This window comes from Ponticaulis profundi, assembly GCF_042659465.1.
Classification (GTDB): domain Bacteria; phylum Pseudomonadota; class Alphaproteobacteria; order Caulobacterales; family Hyphomonadaceae; genus Ponticaulis; species Ponticaulis profundi.
The window spans coordinates 122,057-139,447 of the sequence record NZ_JBHSSW010000012.1 but is presented as its reverse complement, the minus strand read 5'-3'; the positions used below and the strand labels follow the sequence as shown (position 1 = coordinate 139,447).

At 57.9% G+C, this 17,391-nt stretch carries 16 protein-coding genes; 9 read left to right on the top strand and 7 right to left on the bottom strand.

The window, feature by feature from the left end; translation table 11 throughout:
• The first annotated feature begins 121 nt into the window (after window positions 1–121).
• The 5 genes from ACFQDM_RS09950 (at window position 122) to ACFQDM_RS09930 (ending at window position 4,038) form a co-directional block, all read left to right on the top strand.
• Complete coding sequence (locus ACFQDM_RS09950) at window positions 122–472, top strand: GFA family protein (RefSeq protein ID WP_377378588.1); 351 nt, start codon at window positions 122–124, stop codon at window positions 470–472.
• A 5-nt stretch (window positions 473–477) separates the two neighbouring features.
• Window positions 478–801: a divalent-cation tolerance protein CutA gene (gene cutA, locus ACFQDM_RS09945; RefSeq protein WP_377378586.1), complete on the top strand. Its 324-nt coding sequence runs from the start codon at window positions 478–480 to the stop codon at window positions 799–801.
• A 141-nt stretch (window positions 802–942) separates the two neighbouring features.
• Window positions 943–1,770: a tryptophan synthase subunit alpha gene (trpA, locus tag ACFQDM_RS09940; RefSeq protein WP_377378584.1), complete on the top strand. Its 828-nt coding sequence runs from the start codon at window positions 943–945 to the stop codon at window positions 1,768–1,770.
• A gap of 11 nt (window positions 1,771–1,781) precedes the next feature.
• On the top strand, window positions 1,782–2,729 hold the full coding sequence (locus ACFQDM_RS09935; RefSeq protein ID WP_377379125.1) for an acetyl-CoA carboxylase carboxyltransferase subunit beta: 948 nt from the start codon (window positions 1,782–1,784) through the stop codon (window positions 2,727–2,729).
• Window positions 2,730–2,805: 76 nt separating this feature from the next.
• Complete coding sequence (locus ACFQDM_RS09930) at window positions 2,806–4,038, top strand: bifunctional folylpolyglutamate synthase/dihydrofolate synthase (RefSeq protein WP_377378582.1); 1,233 nt, start codon at window positions 2,806–2,808, stop codon at window positions 4,036–4,038.
• Between the two features lie 41 nt (window positions 4,039–4,079).
• Here the strand turns inward: ACFQDM_RS09930 and trxA are convergent, their stop codons facing one another.
• The 6 genes from trxA to tsaE all read right to left on the bottom strand — a co-directional run bounded on the left by trxA (window position 4,080) and on the right by tsaE (window position 13,360).
• The gene (trxA, locus tag ACFQDM_RS09925) at window positions 4,080–4,403 is read right to left on the bottom strand and encodes a thioredoxin (RefSeq protein WP_377378580.1); all 324 of its coding nucleotides are present in this window, start codon (window positions 4,401–4,403) and stop codon (window positions 4,080–4,082) included.
• Window positions 4,404–4,464: 61 nt separating this feature from the next.
• Entirely contained in the window at window positions 4,465–7,998 is a 3,534-nt protein-coding gene (addA, locus tag ACFQDM_RS09920) for a double-strand break repair helicase AddA (protein WP_377378578.1), read from the bottom strand.
• Window positions 7,995–11,114 carry a double-strand break repair protein AddB gene (gene addB / locus ACFQDM_RS09915; RefSeq protein WP_377378576.1) on the bottom strand — a complete coding sequence of 1,040 codons (3,120 nt, stop codon included), beginning with the start codon at window positions 11,112–11,114 and terminating at the stop codon, window positions 7,995–7,997. Before addB ends, addA begins: the two co-directional genes overlap by 4 nt.
• Window positions 11,114–11,836, bottom strand: coding sequence for a nucleotidyltransferase family protein (locus ACFQDM_RS09910; RefSeq protein WP_377378574.1), 723 nt, complete (start codon window positions 11,834–11,836; stop codon window positions 11,114–11,116). The genes addB and ACFQDM_RS09910 overlap by 1 nt, the downstream gene beginning before the upstream one ends.
• Complete coding sequence (locus tag ACFQDM_RS09905; protein WP_377378572.1) at window positions 11,836–12,918, bottom strand: aminoglycoside phosphotransferase family protein; 1,083 nt, start codon at window positions 12,916–12,918, stop codon at window positions 11,836–11,838. Before ACFQDM_RS09905 ends, ACFQDM_RS09910 begins: the two co-directional genes overlap by 1 nt.
• Window positions 12,911–13,360: a tRNA (adenosine(37)-N6)-threonylcarbamoyltransferase complex ATPase subunit type 1 TsaE gene (gene tsaE / locus ACFQDM_RS09900; protein ID WP_377378570.1), complete on the bottom strand. Its 450-nt coding sequence runs from the start codon at window positions 13,358–13,360 to the stop codon at window positions 12,911–12,913. Before tsaE ends, ACFQDM_RS09905 begins: the two co-directional genes overlap by 8 nt.
• 113 nt (window positions 13,361–13,473) lie before the next feature.
• On the opposite strand from tsaE, the gene ACFQDM_RS09895 reads away from it, so the two are divergent.
• From ACFQDM_RS09895 to lldD, 4 genes are all read left to right on the top strand, one after another.
• Complete coding sequence (locus ACFQDM_RS09895) at window positions 13,474–14,724, top strand: NAD(P)/FAD-dependent oxidoreductase (protein ID WP_377378568.1); 1,251 nt, start codon at window positions 13,474–13,476, stop codon at window positions 14,722–14,724.
• A 22-nt stretch (window positions 14,725–14,746) separates the two neighbouring features.
• Window positions 14,747–15,067 (top strand): 2Fe-2S iron-sulfur cluster-binding protein, encoded by a 321-nt coding sequence (locus tag ACFQDM_RS09890; RefSeq protein ID WP_377378566.1) that lies wholly within the window; start codon window positions 14,747–14,749, stop codon window positions 15,065–15,067.
• A gap of 103 nt (window positions 15,068–15,170) precedes the next feature.
• Window positions 15,171–15,521 carry a Kazal-type serine protease inhibitor family protein gene (locus tag ACFQDM_RS09885; protein ID WP_377378564.1) on the top strand — a complete coding sequence of 117 codons (351 nt, stop codon included), beginning with the start codon at window positions 15,171–15,173 and terminating at the stop codon, window positions 15,519–15,521.
• A 22-nt stretch (window positions 15,522–15,543) separates the two neighbouring features.
• A complete protein-coding gene (gene lldD / locus ACFQDM_RS09880; RefSeq protein ID WP_377378562.1) occupies window positions 15,544–16,692 on the top strand; it encodes an FMN-dependent L-lactate dehydrogenase LldD in 1,149 nt (382 codons plus the stop codon).
• On the opposite strand, the gene folE is transcribed toward lldD, so the two are convergent.
• A complete protein-coding gene (gene folE / locus ACFQDM_RS09875) occupies window positions 16,689–17,372 on the bottom strand; it encodes a GTP cyclohydrolase I (RefSeq protein ID WP_377378560.1) in 684 nt (227 codons plus the stop codon). The two genes, lldD and folE, sit on opposite strands and share 4 nt — an antisense overlap.
• Window positions 17,373–17,391: the final 19 nt, after the last annotated feature.

The window sequence follows — 17,391 nt, the reverse complement described above, 5'->3', positions numbered from 1 at the left end:
ACAGAAATCTGCCTGAAGCTTGTTCGGTCACGCCTGTGTTTTGTCGACGTGAGTCTTCCCCATCGACGCCATGTCTTTCTGTGTCTAGCATGCCAGACAGGATCAAAGAGGAAGCAGACACATGACGACATATACAGGCGGATGCCATTGCGGAAAGATTGCTTATGCCGTCGAGGGTGAGTTCAACGAAGCCATCGTCTGCAATTGCTCACACTGCGCCATGAAGGGCTTCCGGCTTGCGTTCGTCCCGCGCGAAGCCTTCACCCTCAAGAAAGGCGAAGGCGAATGGTCGACCTATCACTTCAACAAGGGCGCGATTGATCACAATTTCTGCAAGACATGCGGGGTTGAGAGCTTCGCCTTTGGCAAAATGCCTGACGGAATGGAGATTGCTGCGATCAATCTGAACTGTATCGATGCGCTGGACCTCTCCAAGCTGACAGTTCAGGACGTCGACGGCAAAAGCGTCTGAGACGCATGACCGATCTCATTCTCGTGCGTGTGAATTGCGGAACAGCGGCAGAAGCTGACCGTCTCGGCAGGGCCGCCGTCACGCAAAGGCTTGCCGCCTGCGCCAATATCGACGCGCCGGTCACCGCCATCTATGAGTGGCAGGATGAACTGCATGCCGAAGCCGAATACGTTTTGTGGCTGAAGACCCGCGCAGAGCTCTGGTCCCCTCTGCAAGAGATGCTGGAAGCCGCGCATAGCTATGACACGCCTGCGATTTTGAAGCTCGAGGTATCAGGCAGTACGCCTGCATTCTCGACATGGGTGAAGGAGCAGACCAGCGTGAATTAGAACGACGCCGACATCGCGGACCGGACAAAGCCGTATGTGGGCTTGTCTGCTTTTGAAAGAGCCTCTAATCAACGGGTCTTCCTGCTTTGGCCGGAACACCTACGTTACAGCCAGGTTCTCAATCGGACGCGATCAGCTCTCATGACCAAAACCCGCATTTCAGACGTTTTCGACAAAGCCCGCGCCGATAATCGGGCCGCCCTGGTGGCATATGTGATGGCAGGTGACCCGGATCTGGAAACGACCTTCGATATTCTGACCACGCTGGCGGACAATGGCGCTGACATTATCGAGCTTGGCGCACCGTTCACGGACCCGATGGCCGACGGCCCCTCCATTCAGCGCGCGGGACAACGCAGCCTGAAATCCGGCACGAAACTCAAGGATGTTCTGGCACTGGCAACGCGCTTTCGCGAAACGAACAGCCACACGCCGCTCATCGTGATGGGATATGCCAATCCGGTCCACCATATGGGCTTTGAAACCTTTGCGCAGGCCGCAAGCGATGCAGGCGTCGACGGCACGATCATTGTGGATCTGCCGCCGGAAGAAGACGCGCCTCTGCGCGCCGCTTATGCGCCGCATGACCTGGCCGTCATTCGTCTGGCGACACCGACCTCCAACGAGGCCCGCATGTCCATCATTTCGGATGGTGCGAGCGGCTTTCTCTATTATGTGTCCGTTACCGGCGTGACCGGCGGGCGAAAGCCGGTGGCCGGCGATATTGCGCCTGGTGTCGGCATGGCCCAAAAAGTGTCTCAATTGCCTGTTTGTGTCGGATTCGGCATTAAGACAGCAGAACAGGCGCAGGAAATGGCCGCAATCAGCGACGGCGTTGTCGTCGGGTCAGCTTTTGTCGATCTCATATCTGAGTTAGACAATGGTGCAGACAAAGATGAAATTCTGGATCGAGTCGCGCAATTGACACGCGACCTGTCCTCCGGTCTGAAAAAAGGCCAAGCCGCTTGACGGAGAAACGCATGAACTGGCTCTCGAATATCCGACCACCGGGTATGAAATCGCTGATGGGCGGTCGCCGGGAAAACACACCCGACAATCTCTGGGTCAAATGCCCGAAGTCCGGCGAGCTGATTTATCGCCCCGATCTGGAAGCAAGCCTCTGGGTGACACCAAGCGGTGCGCATCTGCGCGTGGGTCCGCTTGTGCGCTTCCGCTCCATGTTTGACGAAGGACGGTGGGATGCCATCCCGCTTCCGAATGTCCCGAAAGATCCTCTGCGTTTTCGCGACGACAAACGCTATGTCGACCGCCTGAAAGCGGCGAAGTCAAAAATCTCCAAAACCAATGCCAAGGCCAAAGACACAGAAGTCATTCATCAGGACGACTGTATGGCCGCAGCAATTGGCCGGATTGGCGGCAAGCCAGCGGTCATTCTGGTGCAGGACTTCGCGTTCATGGGCGGATCGCTCGGCATGGCCGCTGGTGAGGCCTTCATCACGGCAGCCGAAACGGCCGTCGCAAAAAATGCGGCCCTGATCGTCTGCACGGCATCCGGCGGTGCCCGTATGCAGGAAGGCACGCTCTCGCTGATGCAGATGCCACGCACCACGCTGGCCATTCAGGATGTACGTGAGGCAGGCCTGCCTTACATCGTCGTTCTGACAGACCCGACGAGCGGCGGTGTTTCCGCATCTTATGCCATGCTCGGCGATGTGCATCTGGCCGAACCGGAAGCCATGATTGCCTTCTCCGGCCCGCGCGTGATCGAACAGACCATTCGCCAGAAACTGCCAGAAGGCTTTCAGCGCTCTGAATTCCTGAAGGATAAGGGCGTGGTCGACATGGTGGTTGATCGCCGCAAAATGCACAATGTGCTGGCCAGCCTGCTCGGACACCTGATGTCAAAGCAGGACAGTGAAGCTGACGGCCTGCCACCTCTGACGCCGCCTTCGGTCGACGCCGTCTAACCAACGGGGTCCGGTCCTGTCAGATCTGCTTCTGGATGACTTGCTGGCGGAGTTTGATGCTCTGCCAAAACCGGCAGTGTTCAAGCTGTCGACGGCGCCCGTGCTGCGCGTTCTGGAAAAACTGGGACGTCCGCAGGACCGTTTGCCTCCGGTCATCCATATTGCCGGTACAAACGGCAAAGGTTCGACTACGGCCTTTATGCGCGCCATTGCCGAAGCACATGGGCTGAAGGTTCACGTCGATACCTCTCCGCATCTGATCCGCGTGAATGAACGCATCCGCGTTGCTGGTGAGCTGATTTCAGATGCTGATCTGCGCCGACATGTCCGCGCGGTTCTGGACGCCAATGCGGGCGAGCCGCTCTCCTTTTTCGAAGGCATGACGATAGCGAGCTTTCTGGCCTTTGCCGAAACCCCTGCCGATCTGACCCTGGTGGAAGTTGGCCTTGGCGGACGTTTTGATTCAACCAATGTGTTCGACAAACCAGCGGCCAGCGTCATCACGCCAATTGCGTTCGATCACAAGGATTTGCTTGGCCATAATCTCTGCCAGATTGCCTGGGAAAAAGCTGGCGTCATCAAAGCTGGCTGCCCGGTCATCAGCGCTGAACAGGACCGCGAGATCGAGCGCACCTTGCGCGCGGAAGCCACATATCGCGGTGCGCCATTCACAAAACTGAGCGATGTGATGCGGATGGAGAAAGACCCATACGCCACGCTGACCTTTCAGACGAACGGACTGTTTGTCGACAAGATCAAGACGGGCCTGATGGGCAAGCACCAGTGCCAGAATGCAGCGCTCGCCGTTCAGGCGCTCAGCACTGCCGGGGTTTTCAAACTACAGCCTGATATGGTGCGCACCGGCCTTGCCAATGCGAGCTGGCCTGCCCGGCTTCAAATCCTCAAACCTGGCCCGCTGGTAACAGCCAGCGGCAACAAGACCGTCATCCTGGATGGCGGGCATAACCCGCATGCGGCAAGTGCAATCTGCACAGCGCTGAAGGAACGCGCCCCGGTGCCGATCATCTGCGCCATGCTTGGCACAAAGGACAGCGAAAGCTTCATGCGGGAGATCGCGCCAATCGCCGAACGGCTGATTGCCATTCCGCTGCCGGGTGCCAAGAAAAGCCAGACGCCGGAAACACTCGTCAAAGCCGCCAGCAAATATGGCATTCCTGCCGAGACATCATCTGACCTCGACCAGGCCGTCGAGATCGCAAAAACCTCAAAGCAGAAAACTCTGCTTATTTGCGGGTCGCTGTATCTGGCAGGAGACGTCCTGAAAGCAAATGGCGAAGTGATCACTTAGGACCGCTTCGCCATTGCATTGATCAGATTTTCAAACCGGTCTTACGCGGTTTCGGATTTGATCCATTCTTCCAGCTTCTGCTTGGACATATCGCCCAGATGCGTCGCTGTGACTTTGCCATTCTTGAACATGATGAGCGTTGGAAGACCACGCACACCGTATTTCGTCATGGTGATCGGGTTTTCATCAACGTTCAGCTTGGCCAGCTTGACCTTGCCGGACATTTCTTCGGCAACGCGCTCCACATTCGGAGACAGGCGTTTACAAGGGCCACACCATTCAGCCCAAAAATCGACTACGACAGGGACATCAGAGGTCAGAACTTCTGTGTCGAATGTATCATCATTAATATCAACGGCTGCCAATTGAGCCTCCTTCCTGTTCACACAAACCTTTTCGCAAGAGCCAGGTCCGCGGTGACCGGGATCATTGGTTGTCTCTCGCCTTCTTTAACGCATCCAGCATGGCGGATTCGCTTAAGAGCATAAAGTGGGGACCATCGGTCCACAATAAAGCGCACTTAACAGACTTATCAGGATAAGTTGACGATAGAACGTCAAAATAAGCACCCATCTGGGCAAGATAAGGCATTGCGACGTCTTCCAGACGCTTTGGTGGAGGCCGATCCGTCTTGTAATCAACCACCAGCACCTCATCGGGCGTGACACGCAGACGGTCAACACGGCCATTGATGATGAGACCATCCGGCAAATGCGGTCCTGTGCCGACAATCGCAGCTTCCGCTCGGCCAACCGGCCCGAACACTGAGGCAAGCTCTGGCGCGTTCAGCACCCGGAAGGTGACCTGCATCACATCATCGGCCAGCGGCTGCTCATCCGGGTCCAGGCAACTTGCCAGGAATTGCCGGGCGCGTGCCTCACGGTCGACTTCAGCGACCTCCGGCAGGATTTCCAGCAAGGCGTGAATGAGGCGTCCGCGCTGAAACCGCTTGAGGTGCTGTTTTCCGAAAGGCGGCAGAACCGGCGTATCACCCGGCAGAAGCTGACTTGGGGCACGATGCACACCGGCCTGCTCATCGGTTCGCACGGACTGCCCGATCCAGGATGGCAGCGCAACGGCCTGCGATGGCGCTTTTGACTGGCCGTTTGCGTCAGACACCTCAACGGGTGGCACGGAGCCAAACTGCCAGTCTTCGTTTTCCGCTTCTTCGTCCAGCGCGCCGTCCACACTTGCGCGTCCCTTCAGGCAGAGATCATACCAGCTCCCCTCGACATAGCCCTGACCATTGGCGCTGCCATGCCATGACCCGCAAATGACGAGATGATCGCGCGCACGCGTCAGCGCCACATAGAGAAGCCGCTGGCTTTCTGCGACCTGGCGAGCTTTCTCACGCTCACGAATGGCAGCCGCAGCGGCGCATTCGCCTTTACTGCTTTCCAGCCAGACCGGAATGTCCTCTTCGCTGAAGACGAGACTGCCGCTCAGGCGATCCGGCGCAACATTGGTGGTATCGGGTAGAATCACGATGGGCGCTTCCAGCCCTTTGGCGCCATGCACCGTCATCACGCGGACTTCATCTGCAGGCCCGGAAAGCTCGCGTTTGATATCGCTGTTCTGATGTTCGACCCGATCCAGAAAGACCTGCAAGCTGGCGGCATCACCGTCATCCAGGTCGCCCGCAATCGCGAGCAGCGATTCCACCGGATCGCGCACGGGATTGCCAAAACGCCGGTCCAGCATCTGCCAGCCCGTCAGGTCTTCCGCGCCGTGACGCTGGTTCAGCAGGGCATCCAGAAACTCGAAGGCAGGCAGATGACGGCGCGCCAGAACAGATCGCAAGAACGCCGCAGCTGCCTGATATTTCGGTGCTTCTGCTTCCTGCAATTTGGACCAGATGGAATGACGCCCGCGATCATAGGCCAGCTCGAAAAGATCGGTGTCGTGCTCATCAACAAGGCCGACAAAAGGCCCTTTGATAATCTCGGCGAGCGTCAGATCATCTTCCGGACACAGCACGAAGCGCACCAGATTGAGAACGTCCTGAACAGCCAGCGTATCGAGCAGGTTCACACGGTCTGCGCCCGCGACAGGCACACCGCGCTGTTTGAGGGCTTGAATGATGGCGTGAAAAAGCGCGCCGCGACGACGCACAAGGATCAGAATATCACCTGCGCTGGCCTTGCGCACGCGCGCATCTTTTGCGTCTTCCCAGACACCCTGATCATCTGACTGAATACGCCGTTCAATCCAGGCAGCAATCTTCTGAGCAAGGCGCGCGCCAGGTGAAACCTTGCTCTCCATATCGAGCGGCGCATCCCAGGCCAGACCATCATCGCCGCTATCGGGTGCATCCAGTCCCCATATATCGACCTGCCCGCGATGCCTGTGACGAAAGGCGTGGTGACGAATCCGGTCTGCTTCTGTGGGTATTTCTGTCGAGAAAGGCGCACGGCCTGCCTGCGAGATCGTGTTGAAGACGCCATCCACAAAATCGAGCACTTGCGGCACGGTCCGGAAAGACATCTCGATTTCAGGCAAGTGAACACGCGCGCCCTCGCCATCTGGTGCAGAGCGGGCGGCAAAGCGCTGGCGTTCCGACTGGAACTGCGCCGTATCAGCCCCCTGGAACGAGTAAATGGACTGCTTTTCATCGCCGACGACAAAGAGCGTACGCACCTGATCATCAGTGGACGCACCGGCGAAAAACTCGGCAACCAGCCCATTCACAATGCGCCATTGCTCCGGGCTTGTGTCCTGCGCCTCATCCAGCAGAACATGTGATATGCCGCCATCAAGTTTGTAGAGCACCCATTCGGCAAGCCCCTGCCCCGATAGAAGCTTGCGCGTCTCAATGATCAGATCGTCGAAATCAAGCCCCGCCTGCAGTCGCTTTTCAAAGGTCTGTTCGGCCAGAAGCGGCTCAGCAATTGCGAGCAACGACGCGGTCCGATCGCGCAGGCGTATCGCGGATAGAGCTTCAAGGCCGCGCAGAATGCGGTTTGTTTCCTGTCCGGTCGCCGGATGGAAGAGATCATCCACCAGCGTGCCTTGTAGTTTTTTCGTGAATGTCGATTTGCGAAGCTCGCCCGCTCCCGTCAGGAAAACATCCCTGTAATGACGAAGCGCCTGTTCAGGATCTGTCGCAGCGAGCGTTCGCTCCAGGCGATCTGCATGCTGCGCATCCGTTTTGCTACCAAGCTCGCGGTAAAGCTCCATCGCCCGCCCGATATCCTGTCTTGGGAGCTCAGACATCATGAGGCGTTGCAGATAAACCGCCATGCCGTCTTTGGGCGCACCGAGAAAGTCACTCAGATGCGCACGGCGCGCCTGCGGATCCGGGTATTCCGCGAGAAAATTGCGAAGATCTGTGGCCTTGAACTTTATGAGGTCGGTCACACCCTGCAGACCAAGACCGCCAATATTGCGGATCAGATGGCGCAGTTCTTCTCGTTTCACAGGGTCATTTAGTGCGGCCAGGAACGTGCGCCGACTGGCGCTTTCCCAGATGCGGCCATTTTCAACGTCGTCAAGTTCAGTAAAGCCTGGCGGCACACCGGCTTCGAGCGGAAAGCGTCGCAAGACACGTCCGGCAAAAGCATGCAGCGTCTCAATGCGCAGTCCACCCGGCGTTTCCAGCGCCTTTGCGAAAAGGGCCCGCGCCTTCTTCAGTGCAGGCTTGTCGAGAACGCTGACACCTGCGCCCTGCAGCTCAGCCAGGTCATCAGCGAGTGCATCATCTGCCATGACAGACCAGCTGCCCAGACGTTTAAACAGGCGCTGCTGCATCTCGCTGGCCGCCGCCTTTGTATAGGTGATGCAGAGAATGCTATCGGGCTGAACGCCTGTCAGAAGCAGACGCGCCACGCGGTCGATCAGAACCTTGGTTTTGCCAGAACCGGCATTCGCCGACACCCAGGCGGAGGCATCCGGCAAGGCTGCAAGCTGTTGTTGCCCGGTGACATGGTCGTAAGCCTGCTTCGGCGTGAGGTGCGATATCATGCGTCGTCTCCTCCGGGCTCTGCACCGGCATCTCCCCACTCACCGCGGCGGGCCAGACGATCATAATCCCCGAAACGGGAGAGAAACTTCACGCGGGGACCCGACAGATAAGGCTGAGACGGATCGGCATACTGCTCCATCAGGCTCAGAAAACCGCTTTCCGCTTCGCCAATCAGCTCCGGGACAGGGGCCCCATTTCGACCATCAGACAGGTTCTGCGCGCCCGCTTTGGTGCCAAGCCCGAAATAGAAGAGCTCGGTTACATCGCCATTCATGGCAGGCTGGTCATCGCGCCCTGACGCCTTCCCATTCGATGCGAGGATGGCAAGCAATGGCAATTGCGGCTCCAGACCCGATGTCACCTGCTTGTTGGAAGGTGGTCTGCCGGTTTTCAGGTCGGTAATGGCGAGGCTTTCATCATCCAGTCGCTCGACAAGGTCGGCGCGACCTCGCAGAGTGATCGTACCGGATGGAATCTCGAAATCCTGCACATAGGAAATCTCGAAATCACGTGCTGTCACGTGCTGATCGCGTGCCCAGAGCCAGGTGTGATACTCATGAGCGGCTGTCAGCCAGATGCCTTCGCGCTCGGCAAAAAACAGCGCATCACCACCCACCTCTTCCAGTGATTGCGAAAAGGCATCCACCAGATCCTCAACTGTCATGTAAGGCTGTTTTAGCGGATCCTTATCTTCCAGCGCCTTGTGCATGGCGATGCCGATTTCGCGCGGCCCCAGAGCCGTGTTCAGCGGGTCCAGCGGCTGCAGCTGCAGAATATGGCGCGCATAATAGGCGTATGGGTCGCGAATAAGCGTCGTTACGTCTGTCACACGGATATTGCGCGGCCGGGCACGCGCAGGCGGCGCGGGTCGTGGATGGACGAGTTCGATCTTCTCGTCGATTTCGTGCTGAGCGCGCGCCCAATCCAGAATATGCGCGCGAGACCGGGTCAGACGTACATCGGTCTCATCCAGACTTTCCAGCGCACCACTGGCCAGAATGCGCAAACGCCACAACCAGCGCGAGGCAACGCTCGGCTTGTTATCGACACGCTTAGCGCGCGTCATCACGACATCGCGAGAGCAGGCAAGCTGTGCAAAATCATGCGCTGACAGACCGATCCGGGCTTCTGTATCGGGCATGCCAATCTTCGCGCGAATATGACGAGGCAGAAATCCATCAACGGCAGGCGGCTCTGGCCAGCTGCCTTCATTCAGACTGCCCAGAATCATCAGGTCACATGTCTGAAGGCGCGCTTCGAGCGGCCCCCAGATGAAAAGTCTTGGATGGCTCGGCAGCGCATCCGGCACGCGTACATCCCGTCCCAGCGTGGATATCAGCGGCTTCAGATCATGCCGCGCGACAGGCGGCAACTGGTCAGCCATTGCGGCAACATCTTCGAGAAAACGTGCAAGCGCTGCGCCGTCTTCGCCCGACCATAAGAAGCTCGGCCCTTCAACCTCTTCGGCCTTTGTCAGAACATCGCCGAGTTCGGCGAGCGTTTCGACGAAGCGCCGCAGATGAAAACCATCTTCACTGGCCAGCATGTCATGCAAGGTCTGCAGATGCGGCGCTGCGCGCTTTTTGATGCCATAGACGAGCGCTTCGACCTCATTGTGATCATCAACCGTGATCCGCGCCCGCCAGGGCGTTTCTTCGGCCTCATCCTGCGCCTTGCCTGTCCATTCATAGAGATCATCGAGCCCGTCCCAGCGACGAAGACCGCGCAAGACACCGCGCTCCAGAAACGAGATCGCCTCATCCTGCTGGCCTGTCTCCAGAATGATGGTCAGCGGATGTTTGAGGAATGCGGCCAGTGCAACCGGCTCGCCCGGGTCCAGCACAAAGTCCAGCAAACGCACAAGGAAGCTACCCGCCCGGGTCCGCAAAAGCGGAATGCCCTGCGACGGCATGACATGCAGCCCCCAGCGTTTCAGATGAGACGAGACACGTCTGGCAAGCCCGGCATCCGGCGTCACGAGCGCTGCGGTCTTTCCTTCGGTCTCAAGCGTTTCGCGCATCATCAGTGCGATTGCGTCAGCCTCTTCGGCCTCTGTCTCGGCTTCGATGAGTGCCAGGCCCTCGAGACCGGCTTCTGTCATATCCCGGCGAGACAATGGCGCTGCACGGCCTTCAAGGCGATTCACCCAATCGGCCGTCGCATCAGCAGGTGCAAGCGATTCCTGAATCAGCTTTCGACGCGGCAACATCGCGCCGTCTTCGGCAAAACCCGGCAGAAGTCCAACGTCGGCAAGCTCGACCTTCAGCGCTTCGAGCGTATCGGCGAAGGCGTGCTGGGGATGGCTTGGGCTTTCCAGAATGGCGCGCCAGGTCTGCTCATCGACTTCGGTATCCAGCCCCGGAAACAAAACCGCTCCGCGCGGTAGTTGCACCGCACCTTCCATCAGCTTGCGTGACGAAGGCGATGTACCGGTCGAGCCTGCAACAATCACCGGTGTCTGCGGAGGCGTACGGCGCCAGCGTGCCCGCATGGCATCGGCAGCAAGCCGGTCTTTTTCCGAGGTGTCCGAAAAACCATTCTCTTCGAGAATTTTGGGCCAGAGATCGGACACAATGGACAGGAAGTCCACGGATACCTGCCAGTGCGCAGCGAGATCTGTCTCCAGTCCGATGTCTTCGAGTTTCGACCAGTCGACATCGCCGACAAGCGCTGCCTGATCCAGCAGCCGGGCCAGATCCCTTGCCACAGAACTCGCCGAGGCAAGCGTCAGCTGAATGCCGCGCGTTTCATGCCATGACATGACAAGCCGCGTCAGAAAGCCAAGACGCACACCGGACGGCATGGACGGGCGCACATCAATGTCGGCCAGTTCGCCGAGCAGAGCCGGATCATTGTCGCCGGCATCGCCCAGAGGACGGATATCCGGCGGCAGAAAGGCATTTCCACCCATTGCGTCGAACAGGCGGCCAGCCAGCACCCGCGCGGAGCGCCGGTTCGGCACGAAAATCAGGGCATCAGACAGCGCTTCAGGACGGCGACGCGCATCCGTGATCTCAATCAGTGTTTCTGCCAGAATACCGAGAAAGTCGCTGCCGGGCGGGAGCGTGAAGAAACGGCGATCACCAAACAGGGCGGTATCAAGCGACCCGCTCATCAGCTTTGATGCTCTGCAATCCAGGCTTCCGTCGCCTTGATGGCACCCGGGTCACCAACATGCATCCACTGCCCATCAAGCGGCAGACCGTAAAGTCGCCCGGCTTCAAGGCTGCGGTTCCAGATCAGATTGGCCGAGAATGGGCGCTCAGCTTCATCCCTGTAGAGCGCCGCATTGGTGACGCGCACGCCCGCAAAAGCCCAGGGCGTTTCCCGATCAGAGGCGCGGCGGCTGATCCGACCATCCGCCAGCAGGTCAAAATCGCCTTTGCCCGCATAACCAAGACTGCGCCGACGATCAGCCAGCAGCAATAGATCATCCATGCGCTCGCCGTCATAGGCATCGTTCAATTGCTGAAACGGATTGTTCCGCGCATCGACCCAGAACGCATCTGTGTTGACCATGAAAACCGGATCATCACCCAGAACATCGCGGGCTTTGACGATCGCGCCGCCCGTTTCGAGCAGGCAGTCACGCTCATCAGATATGATCACCTCAATGTCGGTCCGGTTTGCCATATGCGCTTCGACCTGATCGGCCAGATAATGCACATTCACAACGGCCCGCTCGACGCCCGCGTCAACAGCCGCGTCCAGAACGTGGTCCATCAGGGCCTTACCGGCGACCGGAATGAGCGGCTTTGGCGTTTGCTCTGACAAAGGCCGCATGCGGGTGCCCAGACCCGCCGCAAGAAACATGGCGGTTCGGATCGCGAGCGCCATTAGCTGCGCCCCATTTCAGGCACCGCCCGCGACAGAACGAAATACAGGTCTTCCAGCACCGGATCGCGCAGACAGGACAGCAAATGATGCCATTCACGCTGCAGGAAAGCGCCATAGCGCGGTTTGTTATCGCGCGTAATCAATCGGGCGAACACACCGAGAATACGCAAGGCATTGATTGCACCGGCAATCGCCAGATCACGTGCGAACATGGTCTCCGACATGCCCGTTCGGTCCAGATAGCGTCGCACGACATCCATCTGCACCTGTGGTGAGACATCCCGGCGCGCATCCTGAACGAACATGGCAATATCCCAGGCTGCAGGCCCACGAACCGCATCCTGAAAATCGAGAATGCCGACTTTCGCAAGACCATCCCGCTCTGGCAGCCAGACGAGATTTTCCGCATGGTAATCACGCAGCATGAAGACTTGCGGCAAGAGCGCGAGATGCTCGCAGAGGGCTTCACTTACTTCAGCGAAATCGCGGGCAAGCGACCCATTGAACTTTACCGTCGAGTCCAGCGCCGGATACCATTTCGGAAAGAGATCGGCCCCCGTCGACATGGCGAGGCGATCATAGGACTGGATCGGCCAGACCCACTCTTCAGCTTTTACCTCGGTGGGCGCCTGCTGATTGTGAACTTCCGCCAGACAATCAATGGCCGCGAGATAGAGCGTCCGCTCATCCGCGCCTTTTTCAAGTTCACGCGCGAAAATACCGTCGCCCAGATCTTCGAGGATGGCGAAACCTTCTTCGACGTCAAAAACATAGACTTCCGGCGCTGACAGATTCAGCTTGTTGAGGAATTGCCCGACCCCCACAAATGCATCCACCCGGCATGCGGCCAGCCGCGTGCGGGCGTTCCAGCCTGCGAGCACACGGTCATGCTCGGTTGCATCCGGTCCGCAGGGCTTGCCTTCTGCGGCAGGCGGCGCATCCATGAAAATCGCAATGTTATCGCCGCGCTTCAAACGTTCATAACGGCGCGTTGACGCGTCTTCGCCGAGCGAAATGCGCTCAGCATCGCCCCAGCCGACACGGCGAAGAAACGCCACACGAGCTGCTTCGCGTTCACTCATTGCCGAAGTGTCCATTCAATCGAACTTCCCATTCTGGCGTGCCCGGCAGAAGCGCGAGCGTACGTGTTTCACCATCACCCGAAATCTCTATGCTGAGTCGGTCTTCTGGCAGATATCTTCCGGCTTTTTCCGGCCACTCAATGAGACAGATGTCATTCAAGGCGTCTTCAAAACCAAGTTCAATGACTTCATCAGGATGTTCGACACGATATAGGTCAAAGTGCCAGATCGTCTCATCACCCACATCATATGTCTGAACAAGCGTATAGGTCGGGCTGGGTACATCCTGCTCCGGTCCGGTCAGACTTCGGATCAGGCCGCGCGAGAGCGTGGTTTTCCCACGACCGAGGTCTCCATAAAGCGCCACCACATCGCCCGGTTGCAGAAGCGTCGCCAATTTGGCGCCGAACGCACGTGTTTCCGCCTCCCCGGCTAGTTTCAATCGTCGAAAAATGCTTGCATTCATATTCTTTGCCTACGAGGAAGTGACCTCATCAGCAAGCGACTTGAAAAAACATGACGCAGGCGTCATAAAAAAGAAAAAGGGGAGGAGTCATGTCTAGCCAGGAGCGTGTCGTTATCATCGGCGCAGGCCAGGCAGGTGGTCAGGCTGCAGTTTCACTGCGCCAAATGGGATATGCGGGAGAGATTGTGCTTGTCGGCGACGAGCTGGCCCCGCCTTATCAGCGTCCCCCTCTGTCGAAGGCATATCTGAAAGGCAAGCTGGACCGTGAGCGGCTCTTTCTGAAGCCGTATCAGTTTTATGCTGACAACAAGATCACGCTGGAAACCGGTAAGCGCGCGTCGAAAATCGACCGCGCCGCCAAAACCGTCCAGTTCGAAGATGGTACGGAGCTCGGCTATACCAAGCTGATCATCTCGACCGGCTCACGTCCGCGCCCATTGCCGGTGCCGGGCGCAGACCTGGAAAACGTGCTCGACCTTCGTACGCTTGAAGACGTGAATATGCTCAAGCCGCACATGAAGGAAGCCCATCGCATCGTGATTGTGGGCGCCGGGTATATTGGACTGGAAGCCGCCGCTGTTGCGCGCGAACTGGGACTGGATGTGACCGTGCTGGAGATGGCACCGCGCGTTCTTGCCCGCGTGACATCACCGACCATGTCTGCCTTTTATCAGCTGCTGCACGAAAACCATGGCGTAAAAGTCCGCACCAGCGCGCGCCTGATGGAGCTAAAAGGTGACAAGCATGGCAAGGTGACCGACGCCCTGCTCGGCAATGATGAGCTTGTTCCGGCTGATCTTGTGCTGGTTGGCATCGGTATTCTGCCGAATGAAGAGCTCGCTTCGGACGCCGGCATTGCCTGCAAGAACGGCATTCTGGTCGACCGGGATGCGCGCACCAATGATCCCGATGTGTACGCGATCGGCGATTGCGCTCACCGCCCGCTTGTTCATTATGGACGTGAAGGCCGTCTGGAAAGCGTTCACAACGCAATCGAGCAAGGCAAGATCGCAGCGGCGCATATCTGCGAGAAGCCGCGCCCGATGGAAGATGTGCCATGGTTCTGGTCAGATCAGTATGACGTCAAACTTCAGATCGCCGGTCTGTCGCAGGATGCGGACCAGGCGGTCACGCGCGGCGACCCGACAACGGGCAGTTTTGCCGTTTTCTACTTCCAGGGTGACACATTAATTGCCGTTGATGCCGCAAATGCGCCGCCAGAGTTCTTGACGGCGAAGCGTTTGATTGCTCAAGGAGCAACAGTCTCTAAAGAAGAAATCGCGGATACATCTGTATCCATGAAAGATATAATGACAAAAGCACTTGCTGCAGCAGGATAATAAACGGGAGCAGGAAACAAAAATGGTAAAGATCATCTACGTAGATCATGAAGGCACAGAACGTGACGTTGACGCCAATCTCGGTGAAAGCGTGATGGAAGCCGCTGTGCGGAACAATATTCCAGGCATTGATGCCGATTGCGGCGGCGCCTGCGCATGCGCAACATGTCATGTCTATGTCGATGAAGCTTTCCTCGACAAAACCGGCGAACGTGAAGCGATGGAACAATCCATGCTGGATTTTGCCGAAGGTGTGCAGGAAAACTCTCGCCTGTCCTGTCAGATCAGCGTGTCTGATGAACTGGACGGCCTGAAAGTCACCACACCGGAAAGCCAGCACTAAAGCCGCTTTCAACATCATATAATCATTTCTGCAAAAGCCGTCAGTTGACGGCTTTTCACTTCCAGCCCACCCTGCCAGTCTGACCTGTTCCTGGGAGGAATTTATGGCGCTGACCTTCAAAACTCTGACAATGACCATCGGTATGCTGGGCCTGCTCGGCGCATGCCAGACCACAGAGCCACCACCGGCATCAAACACGCCGCCAATGGCCATGACGGGCGAAATGTGCGGCGGGATCGCCGGTATTCAGTGCGCTGCTGAAACCGATTATTGCGCCATGGATGCCAATGCCTGTTCGAGCATTGCCGACGCGGCGGGCACCTGCCAGCCCAAGCCGGAAATCTGTACCATGCAGTATGATCCGGTGTGTGGATGTGACGGCAACACATACTCAAATGCCTGCTCTGCTGCCTCAAAAGGCGTTTCCGTCGCCAGTCGCGGAGAATGCTCCTAAGGCGTGGAAGGCAGGCTGACACATGATCATCGCTTCGACCGACGATTTTCGCGAGGCCGCACGCCGACGTTTGCCGCCTTTTCTGTTTGAGTACATTGATGGCGGCTCCTTTACGGAGACGACCCTGAAACGCAATGTCAGCGATCTTGCCGGGATCGCTGTCCGCCAGCGCGTGATGCGGGATATTTCCACGCTCGATCTCTCCACGTCCCTCTTCGGACAGGAGCTGTCTGCACCGATTGTGCTCGCTCCGGTCGGGATCGCCGGGATGAATGCCCGGCGCGGCGAAGTGCAGGCGGCCCGAGCCGCCGAACGTCATGGCGTGCCGTTCACGCTCTCCACCGTTTCCCTCTGTTCGGTCGAAGAGGTCAGCACAGCGACAAATGCGCCGTTCTGGTTTCAGCTCTACATGCTGAAGGACAAGGGCTTTATGGACGAAATGCTCGCCCGCGCCGATGCCGCCGGTTGCAGCGCGCTCGTTTTCACGGTCGACCTCCCCATGCCCGGCAAACGCTATCGCGACGAACGCTCAGGGCTGTCCGGCCCGTCTGCCTTCAACAATCAGCTGCAACGCGCCTGGCAGGCTATCACCCATCCGCGCTGGAGTTATGATGTCGGCCTGATGGGACGGCCTCACAAGCTCGGCAATGTGGCATCAGCACTCGGCACAGATTCCGGACTGGAAGACTTTCTCGGCTGGCTTTCGAAGAATTTCGATCGCTCCGTCAACTGGGATCATTTGCGCGCCATTCGCGAGAAATGGAAAAAGCCATTGATCGTGAAAGGCATTCTGGACCCGGAAGATGCACGCCATTGCGCAGATCTCGGCGCAGACGCCATTGTCGTCTCCAACCATGGCGGACGCCAGCTCGATGGTGCCATTTCCAGCGCGCATACTTTGCCAGGCATTCGCGAAGCGGTTGGCAATGACATCAAAATTCTGGCGGATGGCGGTGTCCGCTCCGGTCTGGATGTCGTCCGGATGATGGCACTCGGGGCTGATGCCGTGATGATCGGCCGGGCCTGGGTCTATGCCCTCGGCGCACGCGGAGAGGCAGGCGTCGACCAGCTGCTCTCCATCATGAAACATGAAATGGCGACGACAATGGGCCTTTGCGGCGTCACATCTGTGGGCGCCATAGACCGGACGATACTCGCCGAAGCGAACTAGTTGCGAAGTCGGATCAATGTCAGGAATTCACGGCGTAGAGAGGCATCTTCCAGAAACGCGCCGCGCATCACCGAGTTGATCATCTGCGTGTTTTCATCCTTCACACCGCGCCAGTGCATGCAGAAATGATCAGCCTCCATCACCACCGCAATACCATTCGGCTCGAGCAAAGCTTCCAGGGCGTCGGCCAGCTGAACAATCGCTTCTTCCTGAATTTGCGGGCGGGACATGATCCAGTTGGTCAGGCGCGTATATTTGGAAAGCCCGATCAGATTGGAACTCGCACTTGGCATGATGCCAATCCATATCCGGCCAATGATTGGACAGAAATGGTGGCTGCACGCACTTCGCACCGTGATCGGCCCGACAATCATCAGCTCATTCAGTGACTGCGCGTTCGGGAATTCCGTTACGGGTGGCGCGGGCGTGTAGCGCCCCGCAAACACCTCCTGTACGTACATTTTCGCCACGCGCTTGGCTGTTTCCTGTGTGTTGTGATCATGCTCGGTGTCGATCACCAGGCTCTCGAGAACGGATTGCATCGCCTCTTCGACTTCGCTTTGCAGCGCTTCCAGCTCTCCCTCGTGCAGGAAGTCCGAGATATTGTCATTGGCAAAATATGGCTTGTCGGCGGCACGCAGCCGCGCGCGGATGCGCGACGAAACCTTGTCTGAACTCATTTTTTGTATCCGTTTTCGT